The 13,322-nt window shown below is 43.0% G+C and carries 10 protein-coding genes, 15 tRNA genes, 1 riboswitch and 1 other annotated feature (1 of these 27 cut by a window edge); of the genes, 4 read left to right on the top strand and 21 right to left on the bottom strand.

The genetic code is table 11. The features are described 5' to 3' along the window. Nucleotides 1-121 precede the first annotated feature (121 nt). Nucleotides 122-421, bottom strand: a complete 300-nt coding sequence (locus FE005_RS05620; RefSeq protein WP_138371432.1) for a DUF5960 family protein — start codon at nucleotides 419-421, stop codon at nucleotides 122-124. A gap of 230 nt (nucleotides 422-651) precedes the next feature. Between FE005_RS05620 and FE005_RS05615 the strand changes: the two genes are divergently transcribed. Next, complete coding sequence (locus FE005_RS05615) at nucleotides 652-882, top strand: hypothetical protein (RefSeq protein ID WP_003128412.1); 231 nt, start codon at nucleotides 652-654, stop codon at nucleotides 880-882. A gap of 355 nt (nucleotides 883-1,237) precedes the next feature. Here FE005_RS05615 and leuS read toward each other — a convergent pair whose 3' ends face one another. Continuing rightward, the gene (gene leuS, locus FE005_RS05610) at nucleotides 1,238-3,652 is read right to left on the bottom strand and encodes a leucine--tRNA ligase (RefSeq protein ID WP_003128411.1); all 2,415 of its coding nucleotides are present in this window, start codon (nucleotides 3,650-3,652) and stop codon (nucleotides 1,238-1,240) included. Nucleotides 3,653-3,739: 87 nt separating this feature from the next. After that, nucleotides 3,740-3,966, bottom strand: a binding site (T-box leader). Nucleotides 3,967-4,010: 44 nt separating this feature from the next. Beyond that, a complete protein-coding gene (locus FE005_RS05605; protein WP_138371431.1) occupies nucleotides 4,011-5,681 on the bottom strand; it encodes a LysM peptidoglycan-binding domain-containing protein in 1,671 nt (556 codons plus the stop codon). A 261-nt stretch (nucleotides 5,682-5,942) separates the two neighbouring features. On the opposite strand from FE005_RS05605, the gene FE005_RS05600 reads away from it, so the two are divergent. The 3 genes from FE005_RS05600 to FE005_RS05590 are packed head-to-tail and all read left to right on the top strand — an operon-like array spanning nucleotide 5,943 to nucleotide 8,151. Further along, on the top strand, nucleotides 5,943-6,593 hold the full coding sequence (locus FE005_RS05600) for a phosphatase PAP2 family protein (protein ID WP_003128409.1): 651 nt from the start codon (nucleotides 5,943-5,945) through the stop codon (nucleotides 6,591-6,593). Between the two features lie 24 nt (nucleotides 6,594-6,617). Then, nucleotides 6,618-7,601 carry a TIGR01212 family radical SAM protein gene (locus FE005_RS05595; protein ID WP_029487327.1) on the top strand — a complete coding sequence of 328 codons (984 nt, stop codon included), beginning with the start codon at nucleotides 6,618-6,620 and terminating at the stop codon, nucleotides 7,599-7,601. Beyond that, a complete protein-coding gene (locus FE005_RS05590; RefSeq protein WP_005472914.1) occupies nucleotides 7,576-8,151 on the top strand; it encodes a class I SAM-dependent methyltransferase in 576 nt (191 codons plus the stop codon). The genes FE005_RS05595 and FE005_RS05590 overlap by 26 nt, the downstream gene beginning before the upstream one ends. A gap of 24 nt (nucleotides 8,152-8,175) precedes the next feature. Here the strand turns inward: FE005_RS05590 and FE005_RS05585 are convergent, their stop codons facing one another. From FE005_RS05585 to FE005_RS05500, 18 genes are all read right to left on the bottom strand, one after another. Beyond that, entirely contained in the window at nucleotides 8,176-8,958 is a 783-nt protein-coding gene (locus FE005_RS05585) for an alpha/beta hydrolase family protein (protein ID WP_021149016.1), read from the bottom strand. Next, nucleotides 8,958-10,439, bottom strand: a complete 1,482-nt coding sequence (locus FE005_RS05580; protein WP_138372196.1) for an MDR family MFS transporter — start codon at nucleotides 10,437-10,439, stop codon at nucleotides 8,958-8,960. Before FE005_RS05580 ends, FE005_RS05585 begins: the two co-directional genes overlap by 1 nt. Nucleotides 10,440-10,506: 67 nt before the next feature. Beyond that, nucleotides 10,507-11,691 carry a methionine adenosyltransferase gene (gene metK / locus FE005_RS05575; RefSeq protein ID WP_003128403.1) on the bottom strand — a complete coding sequence of 395 codons (1,185 nt, stop codon included), beginning with the start codon at nucleotides 11,689-11,691 and terminating at the stop codon, nucleotides 10,507-10,509. Continuing rightward, nucleotides 11,689-11,771: riboswitch (SMK box riboswitch) on the bottom strand. It overlaps the preceding gene by 3 nt. A 102-nt stretch (nucleotides 11,772-11,873) precedes the next feature. Beyond that, nucleotides 11,874-11,945, bottom strand: a tRNA-Glu gene (locus FE005_RS05570). A gap of 13 nt (nucleotides 11,946-11,958) precedes the next feature. Continuing rightward, nucleotides 11,959-12,032 (bottom strand) — tRNA-Ile (locus FE005_RS05565). Nucleotides 12,033-12,048: 16 nt separating this feature from the next. Beyond that, nucleotides 12,049-12,119, bottom strand: a tRNA-Gly gene (locus tag FE005_RS05560). A 4-nt stretch (nucleotides 12,120-12,123) separates the two neighbouring features. Beyond that, nucleotides 12,124-12,196 (bottom strand) — tRNA-Phe (locus FE005_RS05555). 4 nt (nucleotides 12,197-12,200) lie between these two features. Then, nucleotides 12,201-12,273 (bottom strand) — tRNA-Asp (locus tag FE005_RS05550). A gap of 17 nt (nucleotides 12,274-12,290) precedes the next feature. Next, nucleotides 12,291-12,364: transfer RNA gene (locus FE005_RS05545), tRNA-Met, on the bottom strand. Nucleotides 12,365-12,448: 84 nt separating this feature from the next. After that, nucleotides 12,449-12,538: transfer RNA gene (locus FE005_RS05540), tRNA-Ser, on the bottom strand. Nucleotides 12,539-12,552: 14 nt separating this feature from the next. Beyond that, nucleotides 12,553-12,624: transfer RNA gene (locus FE005_RS05535), tRNA-Glu, on the bottom strand. 7 nt (nucleotides 12,625-12,631) lie between these two features. Next, nucleotides 12,632-12,719, bottom strand: a tRNA-Ser gene (locus FE005_RS05530). Between the two features lie 25 nt (nucleotides 12,720-12,744). After that, nucleotides 12,745-12,818 (bottom strand) — tRNA-Ile (locus FE005_RS05525). Nucleotides 12,819-12,834: 16 nt separating this feature from the next. Beyond that, nucleotides 12,835-12,905: transfer RNA gene (locus FE005_RS05520), tRNA-Gly, on the bottom strand. A 1-nt stretch (nucleotide 12,906) separates the two neighbouring features. After that, nucleotides 12,907-12,983 (bottom strand) — tRNA-Asp (locus FE005_RS05515). Nucleotides 12,984-13,029: 46 nt separating this feature from the next. Then, nucleotides 13,030-13,103 (bottom strand) — tRNA-Met (locus tag FE005_RS05510). 86 nt (nucleotides 13,104-13,189) lie between these two features. Continuing rightward, nucleotides 13,190-13,279: transfer RNA gene (locus tag FE005_RS05505), tRNA-Ser, on the bottom strand. A 19-nt stretch (nucleotides 13,280-13,298) separates the two neighbouring features. Further along, nucleotides 13,299-13,322 (bottom strand) — tRNA-Ile (locus tag FE005_RS05500); it runs 50 nt beyond the window's last position.

The following is a 13,322-nucleotide window of genomic DNA, read 5'->3' as shown; positions in this document are numbered from 1 at the left end:
ATCCGTTAACAACAAACACCCAAAGAATGACAGCATCAAGCGGGTCATCCTTTGGGTGTTTATTTTTGTGTCTATGCAAATGCCTCTTAAAAAGTTCTTGATTTAAATACCTTGCTGAAAATTATGGTTGTTCATCCTCATAGGTTTCATAGACATAAGGAGCACCATCATAGCGAAATTCTGTCGAGATTGCTGCGTCCAAATCTTCGGTATACATGAATTTGTTGAAAGGAAACAGAAAGACTTCGCCGTCTTTCGTTTTTTCCGCTTCCACTCGGTAAATTAGCTGGTCCGCAGTCAATTGCTGATTCAGCTGTTCCAGCACGTCATCGATCACTTCTTCTTCTTGGTAACCTGCTTTTGCTACTCGTTGATAATCATTGAAAAAAGCCTCTTGACCTTCAAAAGATTGATAGTCCATTTTTATTCCTTCTTTCTGCGCTTTCATTTGCGTTAATTCTATTATACGAGACCCCTCTTAGTTCAGCGAATGATTTGATTGCCGTTTCACTTAGAAAGAGTCAGCTGACTAGAAAAATATGTCAAATTCATTTCAAGTGTATTACGAATCAATGATTTGACAAAATCGCATTGAAGACTTTTTCATTTTTTGTATAATGGGACATAGAGAATATTAAAGGGGCAGACGCAATGAACAGCACAAAGAAAAAAATCTTCTTTGGAACAGGGGCAACAGTAGGTTTTCTAGCAATGATCGCATTGGTCGGACAATTTTTAGTAGCAAACCACTTGATCGGCACAAATGATACTTCCACAGAAATCTTCACTCGCGCAACATATCCAAATGGCTTTCTATTGGTGATCTTCATTCCATTAGTGGCTACAGCTGTATTGTTTTACGGCATTATTCGCAAAAAATAGTATGCAGCGGCAGTTGATGTTTGCATCAGCTGAACCGCTGCTTTTTTGTACAAAAAAAGCGGGGACAGAAGTGTTAAACTCCGAGAAATAAGGAGGAATACACAGAAATTGCTTTTCAAATTTTTGGGTATTTCGACTTATTTCTCGGAGTTGCATCTGCTTCGACCGTTTAGACATGTTTAGAGGGACTGTGCCATAAGTCATCATCCAACAAGTTAAACCGAATAATAGTCTATTGCTAGGATAGATTCCTCTGACTTTTGCGACGAGGAGTCCCTGCACCGCAGGAGCAATAATAGTTAATGTTCGGATAGTTTTACTTGTAGGAGACTTATGGCACAGTCCCTCTTTTCAATTAATTAGCGACGATATTGACCAATTTATTTGGTACAACGATGATTTTGCGAATCGTTTTTCCATTCAATTGTTCTTTTACCAGTTCATTTGATTGAGCTAACTGTTCGAGCGTCGCTTTGTCTGCATCCGCAGGAACTTTGGCTTTTGCCCGAACTTTGCCGTTCACTTGGAATACCACTTCGATTTCATCTTCGACTAGCGCACTTTCATCATAAGTTGGCCATGGCACATAAGAGATGCCCTCTTTATTTCCGAGAATTGCCCATAGTTCTTCACCGATATGAGGGGCAATCGGTGCCAACAATTGGACAAATCCAGCAACATATTCATATGGTAGTGCATCGGACTTATATGCTTCGTTCACAAAGACCATCAGCTGTGAAATAGCCGTGTTGAAATGAAGCTGTTCAAAATCTTCGGTAACTTTTTTAACTGTTTGGTTGTAAACTTTACTTAGTTTGCCATCATTGAATGTAGTAATTCGATCACGCATTTTGCCATTTTCATCCACGATCAAACGCCAAACGCGGTCTAGGAATTTACGGCTGCCTTCCAAGCCGTTTTCATTCCAAGCGATCGATGCATCTAATGGACCCATGAACATTTCATACATGCGCAGTGTATCTGCTCCGTATTGTTCGATGACATCATCCGGATTTACGACGTTTCCGCGAGACTTCGACATTTTTTCATTGTTTTCCCCAAGGATCATCCCTTGATTGAATAATTTCTGGAATGGTTCTTTTGTCGGTACGACACCAAGATCATAAAGGAACTTATGCCAGAAACGAGCATAAAGTAAATGAAGCACCGCATGTTCTGCCCCACCGATATAGATATCTACTGGTAACCAGCGTTTCAATTTGTCAAAATCGGCTAAGCGATTTTTATTGTGAGGGTCGATAAACCGCAAGAAATACCAAGAACTCCCTGCCCATTGCGGCATCGTATTCGTTTCACGACGTCCCTTCATGCCTGTTTCTGGATCAACGACATTGACCCACTCGCTGACATTCGCCAATGGCGATTCACCTGTACCACTTGGCTTGATATTATCGGTTTTTGGCAAGCGTAGTGGCAATTGATCTTCCGGAAGAGTGGTTGTAGTACCGTCTTCCCAATGAATGATCGGGATAGGCTCACCCCAGTAACGCTGCCGAGAAAACAGCCAGTCTCGCAGACGGTAGCTGATTTCTTTTTTACCGACTCCTTGTTCTTCTAACCAGTGGTTCATTTTTTCAATTGCAGCTTCTTTATCTAGACCATCCAGAAACTCTGAATTGATATGAGGACCGTCTTCAGTATAAGCAGCTTCTTCAACGTCTCCCCCAGCCAGAACAGGAATGATTTCTAACCCAAAAGCTTTTGCAAATTCATGGTCACGTTCGTCATGAGCTGGCACAGCCATGATCGCACCAGTACCATATGAAGCCAACACATAGTCAGCAATCCAAATTGGCACTTCTTTCCCATTCGCTGGATTGACCGCATAGGCCCCTGTGAAGACACCCGTCTTTTCTTTAGACAAATCGGTCCGATTCAAATCGGACTTCTTCGCTGTTTCTGCTACATATGCCTCAACTGCTGCTTTTTGCTCCGGTGTAGTGATGGCTTGTACCAACTCATGTTCAGGAGCCAAAACCGTATACGTGGCGCCAAATAATGTATCTGGTCGTGTCGTAAAGACGGTGAATGCTGCATCGCTACCCGCTACTTTGAAGGTGACATTGGCACCCACAGAACGACCGATCCAATTCCGCTGCATTTCTTTGATGCTCTCAGGCCAATCAACTTCTTCTAGATCATCTAGCAAGCGATCCGCATAAGCCGTGATCTTCAACATCCACTGACGCATAGGTTTGCGAATAACATCGTAGCCGCCGCGTTCACTTTTGCCATCGATCACTTCTTCATTGGCGATAACCGTTCCTAACTCTGGAACCCAATTGACAGGAACCTCGGCTTCATAAGCCAATCCTTTTTCATAAAGTTTGGTAAAAATCCATTGCGTCCATTTATAGTACTCAGGATCTGTCGTGTTGATCTCACGATTCCAATCGTAACTAAACCCAAGTGAATTGATTTGACGACGGAATGTTTCAATATTTTTTTTCGTAAACTCGGCCGGATCATTCCCCGTGTCCAATGCATATTGTTCAGCAGGCAACCCAAAAGCATCCCACCCCATGGGATGAAGAACGTTGAATCCTTGGCTGCGCTTGAAGCGGCTTAGAATATCCGTCGCTGTATATCCTTCTGGATGCCCTACGTGCAATCCTTGTCCAGAAGGATATGGGAACATGTCTAACGCATAAAACTTTGGTTTATCCGGTTGATCGTGGGTATTGAACTCATTTTTCTTAGCCCAATATTTTTGCCATTTTTTTTCAATTTCTTTGTGATTGTAGTTCACTATGGACGCCTCCTAAAAATTGGTGCTCTGACTTGATCAAAAATCAGCAGAACTTAAAAAAAGTCCTATAAAAATCACTATTGATTTTTATAGGACGTTATAAACGTGGTACCACCTAATTTTATCTGTTATGAAACAGACCTCGATGTGTTAACGACCATCGCCGTATCTGCCTACTTTGAGCGGTTCTGAGAAACACTCATTTCAGTCAAATATCACTTGAAGGCGAGTTCGAAAGGTCTTCTGTGCATTTCCACCAGCCATGCACTCTCTTGATTCCAACACGTTTCTACTATTCCTTCTCAAATGTGAAAGATTCTTTGCACTTATCCTATCAAAAAAACAGCGGAATAGCAATCTATTTTACGCGAACGCTTTGGCCAGGATAAACAAAGTTGTCTTTAATGTTATTCCATTGAATAAATTGATCTCTGGAAATACCAAATTTATCCGCAATTCCCCAGACAGAATCGCCAGATACTACGGTATAGTTGCTCGTACTTGCCGTCTGATTCGCAGCCGTTGCCGTACCGCTGACCCGTACGCTTTGACCAGGATAGACGTAATCATTTTTGATATTGTTCCAACTGCGGAATTGGTCCATCGTGATACCAAATTTATTAGCAATCGACCAAACCGAGTCCCCTGACGCAACGGTATACTTTTGACTGCCAGCTGATGAAGAAATGCTCGTAGAAGCTGTGGTCGGGCTACTTGTCTGTTTATTTCCAGAATTTTTTACGACTAAGCGTTGACCAGGATAAATAAAGTCATTTTTGATATTGTTCCAGCTGCGCAATTGATCCATCGTGATGCCATGCTTATTCGCCACACTCCAAACCGAGTCCCCTGACGCAACGGTATAACTACCAGCATTGGTTACAGAACTTATTGCTGTAGTCTTGTTGGCCTGACTTTTTGACCCAGTACCATTTTTTACGACTAAGTGTTGACCAGGATAAATAAAGTCATTTTTGATATTGTTCCAGTTGCGCAATTGGTCCATCGTGATACTATGCTTGTTCGCCACACTCCAAACCGAGTCCCCTGAAGCAACAGTATAACTACCAGCACTTGCTGTCGTGGTAGATATGGTCCCTGTATTCGTCGTTTGTTTGGCAGTACCACCATTGATCGTCAGTTTTTGTCCTGGGTAGATAAAATTATTGCGAATATTGTTCCAGCTACATAGCTGATCCATTGTGATGCCGAATTTATTAGCGATTCCCCAGACAGAATCCCCTGACGCAACTGTATAGCCTTGACTACCAGAAGAAACTGACGATGTCGCTGCTGGCTTGCTGACAGGATTTGTAGCGGTATTAGGTGCACTGACCGTTGCTCCACCACCGGCATTGCCTGAAGCTGGTGTATCATATTTAGTCAAGCCATACTGCTGGATCACCGTATTCAATGAAGAAGCATAGTTGGGAGCTGTTGCGTAACGCCCCGTCAACCATTGGGTTGCATCACGGTAAGAAGACGTATTGCTCTTCCAAGCACCTGCATAATAATAATTACCGTTTCCTAGCGAAACATTTCTTAATGTTCGTGCATTGTCTTCAAAAGATTCTTTGTAAGAAGGGTATTTTTTGAAGGGTTCTTTCATAGTCAACCATTGATTGTTTAAATACTCTGCTGTGTTCATATAGACTGTCTGACCATTATAACTGCCCTTGATTCCAAAAAGATTATGGTTAGGTGATTGGGACAGGGCACTTCTTCCCCAGCCGCTTTCAAGAATGGCTTGTGCGATCATGACTGAAGCATAAAGATCATTTGCTTGGGCAACAGGCTGTGCATAAGTTGCGATTTCTGTAATGAATGCTGCTGTATTAGGTGCAGCAAAGTTACTTCTCACCACAGTATTTTCTACGGCATCCGCTTGAACTGGAGTCAGCAAAGGCGCTACTACTGAGCAAGCGGTTATGGTTGTCCCTACAACAGCGGCACTTTTTCTCATCATTTGATAAAATTCACTGGACTGTCCTTCTCTGCGACGCTCTTTGCGCGATAAACTCATGTTCATGAACGTTCCTCCGTCTTCTATTTTTTTCCTACGTTTAGTATACAATTTCTTAAGATTTTATAAAAGTTATTTCCTTCTTTTCGCCAAACTGTAAACTCTTTGTAATCTAACGTACATTATTCGAAAGAAGAAGTAAGCAACAATTTCTTGTTATACAATATTGTCCCTCAAGAAACACCCCTGCGCCACTGTCTTTTGTCCCTCCAAGATAAATGGTATAATAGACTCACTATGTTTGCCTGTAGAAATGAGGATTTTTTTATGAACAAAAAACTGTATTATCAATTCGCCGGCAGCTGTTTTTTGCTGCTCTTTGCCTTTTTAGGCTATGTTGTCAAATTCTATCCAACTTGGCTGAATCCTTTCGATGAAAGTAGCACTCGTTTGATCCGTAGCGGTTACCCTTTTTTGACTGACTTTTTCCTATGGGTGACCAAGTTTGCTAATCCAGTAACGATTGGGCTGCTTTTCATTGTTGTATTGGTCGTGTTGCTTATCAATCGCTTCTATTCCGAAGCACTGTGGCTCAGTTTCGGTACGATTGGCATCTCAGCGGTCTTCAATCCGTTGATTAAATTATTCTTTATGCGAGAAAGACCAACACTGGAACATTTAGTGTTGGAGACAAGCTCTAGTTTTCCTAGCGGACACTCCACTGGCAGCATGGTATTTTATGGAACCTTACTTTTGCTGATTCCTGTCTTTTTCCAGTCACAAGCGCTACGCTGGGGTATGAGAATCTTGCTTGGCTTACTGATCTTTCTGATCGGTATCAGTCGGATCTATCTAGGTGTTCACTTTCCTAGCGACGTACTCGGCGGATTTTGTGTGGGACTCTCTTGGCTGTTACTGACCTATCCGTACTATTTGGAAAAGCGTTTTGTCTGGCGTTTCCAACAAAAACAATCTTAGAAAAAAGAAAAGAAGGTAAAATCCATGAATTCATTCCCCTATGCCGAAAATCAGCATAAACGTTACCATTCTTGGAATTATGCATTGCGTCAGGAATTTGGTGAAAAAATCTTTAAAGTACCGATCGATGCTGGCTTCGACTGTCCCAATCGAGATGGTACTGTCGCAAAAGGTGGTTGTACCTTTTGCAGCGTATCTGGTTCAGGCGACATGATCGTTGCACCTGAAGCCCCGCTGCCCGTTCAATTTCATAAAGAAATCGATATGATGCACAAAAAATGGCCTCATGTCGATAAGTACATCGTTTATTTCCAAAATTTCACCAATACCCATGCCCCAGCTGCAGTCATTCGAGAGCGGTTTGAACAAGTTTTGACCATGCCAGGTGTCGTTGGTGTTTCTATCGGTACACGTCCTGACTGTCTGCCAGACGATGTGGTAGACTATCTAGCTGAATTGAACCAACGCTTTTATTTGTGGGTGGAGTTAGGGTTACAAACAACCTTTGAAACCACCAGCAACGCAATCAACCGTGCGCATGATTATCAAACATATCTTGATGGTGTCGCTAAATTGAGAAAACATGGCATTCAGGTTTGTACCCATTTGATCAATGGACTCCCTGGTGAAACATTAGAAATGATGCGGGAAAATGTGCGGAAAACAATCTTGGACTCAGATATTCAAGGGATCAAACTCCATCTCTTGCATTTGATGCGAAATACCCGCATGCTCCGGGACTATCATGAAGGCAAGCTGCAATTGATGCAAAGAGAGACTTATGTCTCTTTGATTTGCGACCAACTAGAAATGATTCCTGCGGAGATCATCATTCATCGTCTGACAGGTGACGCTCCTTGGGATGCTTTGATTGGACCTATGTGGAGTCTCAAAAAATGGGAAGTCTTGAATGAGATCGATAAAGAAATGCTGCGCCGCGACTCCTATCAAGGAAAATTTGATGTTAGAAAAGAGGCTATCTATGCTACAAACAGCCATGCGTTATAGCCACACCCTTTTACAAGAAGTCGTCAAACCCGGACAGACCGTAGTTGATGCCACCATGGGAAATGGCCATGATACCGAGCTGTTGGCAACACTAGTCGGACCTGAAGGCAAAGTCTATGCCTTTGATATTCAGGAACAAGCAGTGACAACAACAAAAGAACGCTTGTTAGCAAAAGGACTCCTGCCGCAAGTTGAACTGATCCACCAAGGACATGAAACAGTAGCGGATTACGTCCCTGATGCCGTTCATGCAGCTATTTTCAATCTAGGTTACTTACCAAAGAGCGATAAAAAAATCATTACTTTACCTGAGACGACCGAACAGGCACTGCAAGCGTTGATCCAACGTATTGTTCCTTGCGGTCGGATCATCCTTGTATGCTATTATGGCCACGAAGGCGGACCTGAAGAGTTAGAAGCTGTTCATCGCTTTTGTCGTCAATTACCACAAGCGCAATTTAACGTGCTGTCCTATCAATTCATCAATCAGCGCAACCAACCACCAGTCCTGTTTTGTATCGAACGAAAAAAAACATCAGAGAACCGTTGACTATTCTTCGGTCTCTGATGTTTTTTATTTTCCTTCAACGAGCCAGTTTAATACCCGTTGGATCCACTGATCCCAAAATTGCCAATCGTGATCTCCGGAACCAGACTCAAATGTCACTGCCAAGTCACGTTCCTGCATTTTTGCAACTGCATATTCACTTGCAGGAAACAGTTGGTCTTCTGTTCCACAACTAATATAAAAGCGCGGTGCCTTTTGCGGATCAATCGTATCGATCAAATGGATCAAATCATTCTCTGAACCTTGAAACTGATCCAATGGGCCAAAAATCCCTTCCCAGTAAGAAGTATTTCGAATTTTTAAAAGAGAATCCATGCTTTCAGCAATCGCTAAAGCCCCGGACAAAGAGGCAACGGCAGCAAAACTCTCTGGTTTACGCAAACCCAACTTAACAGCACCATAGCCCCCCATAGATAGACCGGCAGCAAATGTCTTCTCCCGATCACTGCTCAATTGAGGAAACAGCTCTCGGCAGATTTGCGGTAACTCTTCTGCAACAAAGGTCCAGTACTTCATATCATAAGTTGTATCTGTATACCAAGCCAAATCAGTCGAAGGCATGATCACTGCCATTTGATAGTCGCTCACATAGCGCTCGATCGAAGTTCGTCTTTCCCAGACACTATGATTACCGCCCATTCCATGTAATAGATATAGAACTGGTAATTCTTTTTGATCATTTTTTGTAGTTGTACCTACCTTTTTGATGGTAGTTTGGGGGAGAATCACGTTTACCATTACTTCCATTTCAAGAACATTTGAATAGATATTTGCTTGTATAAAAGCCATCAAATCACCTGCGATTCTTTTTTTATCATTGTACCAGATTCTCGCCGAATTGTACGGGCAAACACCAAAGCAAGCACAATCAGCAACAATCCTAATCCATATACCCAATGTAATCCATCGTACAAAATTCCTCGTAATTGAAGCAGAATGTCTGTTGAAAGTTTCTTAGCAGCAGTTGGGTCCACTAAGCGATTCATGATTTCCTGATCTTGAATACCTGCTTCTTTCAATCCAAAATTATTGCTGATATTCAAGACGATCCCGAAAACAGAAACCATGATTGTCTGACCAATTGTTCTTAATAGCGTATTGAAGGAGGTCGCTACCCCAATTTGTGAATGAGGAACACTCGTTTGAGCAGTCACGGTACAAACGACCATCGTTGCTCCCAATCCGATTCCGGTAATTGAAGAGATTCCTAAAAACCAGAGAAAAGACGTTTTCATTGGGGTAATAAAAAGCCAGATTGCGCCAACAAGCGTAATTAATAGACTAGCCGTTAGGACCCATGAAACCGACCGCTTCAGCAACCAGCGGCTGGCTAGAAATGAGCCGACCATCCATAAAATCGATAACGGTGCTAGTACAAGACCACCGATACCTGCACTCATTCCTAAGACTCCTTGCATCCACATTGGGATATACACATCGATACCCATCAAAAAACCGCTAGCTAGTGCTGCGACAATATTTACTACCACAAAAGTTCTAGAATGGAATAACGCTAAATCAATTAATGGATCTGCTGCTTTTTTCTCTACTCGATAAAACAGCAGGAATGTTACAATAGTCAAAATCAGTAAGCTTACCACAGCAACACTTAACCCCTGATCGCCTAGTAACTGAAACCCTAAAAGCAGAGAAACTAATGTGACCATCATCAAAAAACTACCAAGTAAATCCATTTTCCCAGATTTCTTCGTCTTTTTGTTTTCATGAAAATAAAACCAAATCATGCCAAGGAGAAACACACCAATCGGCACATTAATAAAAAAGATCCAGTGCCAACCGACTGTATCAACAATCACACCACCAGCTAATGGACCGACGACACTAGCAATCCCCCAAGCAGTACTGTTCAAACCCAAGACTTTCGCTCTCTTTTCTACAGGGTACAAGTCGGCGATGATAGTCAATGCAACAGGCATCATCGCACCAGCCCCGATTCCTTGAACAGCTCTCGAAAGGATGAGTGTCAGCATGCTGTTTGACAAGCCACAGAGTGCGGAACCAATCATAAAGAGCAGTGTCCCAAATAAAAAAATCGGTTTACGACCAATGGTATCGGCAAGTTTACCGTAAATGGGTGTCAACATAGCACTAGTCAATAAGTAAATCGAAAAAACCCAATTCATGATCTCGATCCCGTGTAAAGAACCAACGATCGTCGGCATAGCAGTCGTAATGATCGTCCCTTCGATAGCCGTCATAAATGTTGCAACAAAAACAGCAATCGTCACACGTGTCACATTCGTTTTCATCATTCTCCCCCTCTTCTAAGTCAAAAAAAAGAACCTCTATTGATTTACATCAACAGAGGTCGCCTCTTTATTCCTTCACACTTGCCAATAAAGCATCCACTTTATCTGTTTGTTCCCATGGCAAGTCGATATCTGTACGACCAAAATGTCCATATGCCGCTGTCTGACGATAAATCGGACGACGTAGATTCAACATTTCTATAATTCCAGCTGGCCGCAGATCAAAATTCTCTCTTACAGCTTGGATCAATTTCTCTTGACTGACTTTTCCGGTTCCAAACGTATCAATTCGAATCGATACAGGTTGTGCTACACCAATCGCATAAGCTAGCTGAACCTCTACCTTTCGGGCAAGTTTCGCTGCAACGATATTTTTAGCAATATAGCGTGCAGCATAACTAGCAGAACGGTCAACTTTTGTTGCATCTTTCCCAGAAAATGCGCCACCGCCATGTCTTGCATATCCACCATAAGTATCTACGATGATTTTTCTACCAGTCAATCCGGCATCCCCTTGAGGCCCACCGATGACAAATCGTCCTGTCGGATTGATATAATATTTTGTTTCATCGTCTAAAAGAGAAGCTGGTATCACTTCTTTAATCACTTTTTCAATAACGTCATGACGAATCGTTTCATTGTCTACTGCATCATCATGCTGTGTGCTGATAACAACTGTATCCACTCGACGAGGCTGATCTTGATCATCATACTCGACAGTTACTTGGGATTTTGCGTCAGGACGCAAATAGGTCAATTCATTCGTTTTACGCAGTTCTGCTAATCGCCGAACAAGACGGTGACTCAATGCAATTGGTAATGGCATCAATTCTGGTGTTTCATCAACAGCAAAACCAAACATCAATCCTTGATCTCCGGCACCGATTTCTTCTTCATTCGCTTCATCGCGTACTTCTAATGCATTGTCAACGCCTTGTGCAATATCAGGTGATTGTTCATCAATGGCTACCAATACCGCCACAGTGTCACCGTCAAAGCCGAATTTTGCCCGTGTATAACCGATTCCTTTGATGGTTTCGCGAACAATTTTTTGAATATCTACATAGGCACTTGTCGAGATTTCGCCAAAAACCAATACCAATCCGGTCGTCACCGAGGTTTCGCAGGCAACCCGTGCCATTGGATCTTCAGCAAGCAGCGCATCTAAAATAGCATCACTGATTTGATCAGCCACTTTATCTGGATGTCCTTCAGATACAGATTCTGAAGTAAATAAATGTTTCTCTGTCATTTTTTGTATTCCCCCTAAATTTCGATTCGGTTACAAGGCATCTTCGCAGCTGCGAATCCTTTCGGGAACTTGCAACGGACTGATTATAACAAATTTTGACCTACTGTGCCTAATTTATGGAAAAACTTTTAAAATTGCCTTTTTTAAAACATAAAAAAAAAGCATTCCAAAGGATGCTTTCATGATCCGTACGGGATTCGAACCCGTGTTACCGCCGTGAAAGGGCGGTGTCTTAACCACTTGACCAACGGACCAAGTAAAATTCAATGGGCCTAAATGGACTCGAACCATCGACCTCACGCTTATCAGGCGTGCGCTCTAACCAGCTGAGCTATAGGCCCAAAAAATAAAAACTAAAGCGGGTGACGAGAATCGAACTCGCGACAACAGCTTGGAAGGCTGTGGTTTTACCACTAAACTACACCCGCAAGATGGCGCGGGACAGAATCGAACTGCCGACACATGGAGCTTCAATCCATTGCTCTACCAACTGAGCTACCGAGCCATAACGGTTCCGACGGGAATCGAACCCGCGATCTCCTGCGTGACAGGCAGGCATGTTAACCCCTACACCACGGAACCATATTTAGTTTTTTTGATTGCGGGAGCAGGATTTGAACCTACGACCTTCGGGTTATGAGCCCGACGAGCTACCAGACTGCTCCATCCCGCGATAATAAATTACTAATTACAATAGCTGCTTTAAGTAATTAAAAGCTGGACTCATTGATCTACAATCCGATCAAGAGTTCAGTAAAGGAGGATAAGGGATTCGAACCCTTGCACGGTTTTACCCGCCTGACGGTTTTCAAGACCGTTCCCTTCAGCCGGACTTGGGTAATCCTCCAAAAAGTGTTGCAATGATCCGTACGGGACTCGAACCCGTGTTACCGCCGTGAAAGGGCGGTGTCTTAACCACTTGACCAACGGACCGCTAAAACGGAGAAGGAGGGATTTGAACCCTCGCGCCGGTTTCCCGACCTACACCCTTAGCAGGGGCGCCTCTTCAGCCACTTGAGTACTTCCCCAAATGTAACAAAATATATAGTTCAATGGGCCTAAATGGACTCGAACCATCGACCTCACGCTTATCAGGCGTGCGCTCTAACCAGCTGAGCTATAGGCCCAAAAAATAAAAACTAAAGCGGGTGACGAGAATCGAACTCGCGACAACAGCTTGGAAGGCTGTGGTTTTACCACTAAACTACACCCGCATGGCGGTCTGGACGGGACTCGAACCCGCGACCTCCTGCGTGACAGGCAGGCATTCTAACCAACTGAACTACCAAACCATATTTTAGTTTTTATTTGACGCTTCTATTGTATTAACAGAAGCAATTGCGGGAGCAGGATTTGAACCTACGACCTTCGGGTTATGAGCCCGACGAGCTACCAGACTGCTCCATCCCGCGATAATAAATTACTAATTAAGCAATAGCTGCTTTAAGTAATTAAAAGCTGTACTCATTGATCTACAATCCGATCAAGAATCCAGTAAAGGAGGATAAGGGATTCGAACCCTTGCACGGTTTTACCCGCCTGACGGTTTTCAAGACCGTTCCCTTCAGCCGGACTTGGGTAATCCTCCAACATATACAATGCCACAATGGACCTTGTAGGACTCGAACCTA

The sequence above is a fragment of the Enterococcus sp. M190262 genome, from assembly GCF_005843965.1.
In the GTDB taxonomy this organism is placed as follows: Bacteria; Bacillota; Bacilli; order Lactobacillales; family Enterococcaceae; genus Enterococcus_D; species Enterococcus_D gallinarum.
The sequence above is the reverse complement of the archived record's forward strand: the minus strand, read 5'-3'. Positions and strand labels throughout refer to the sequence as shown.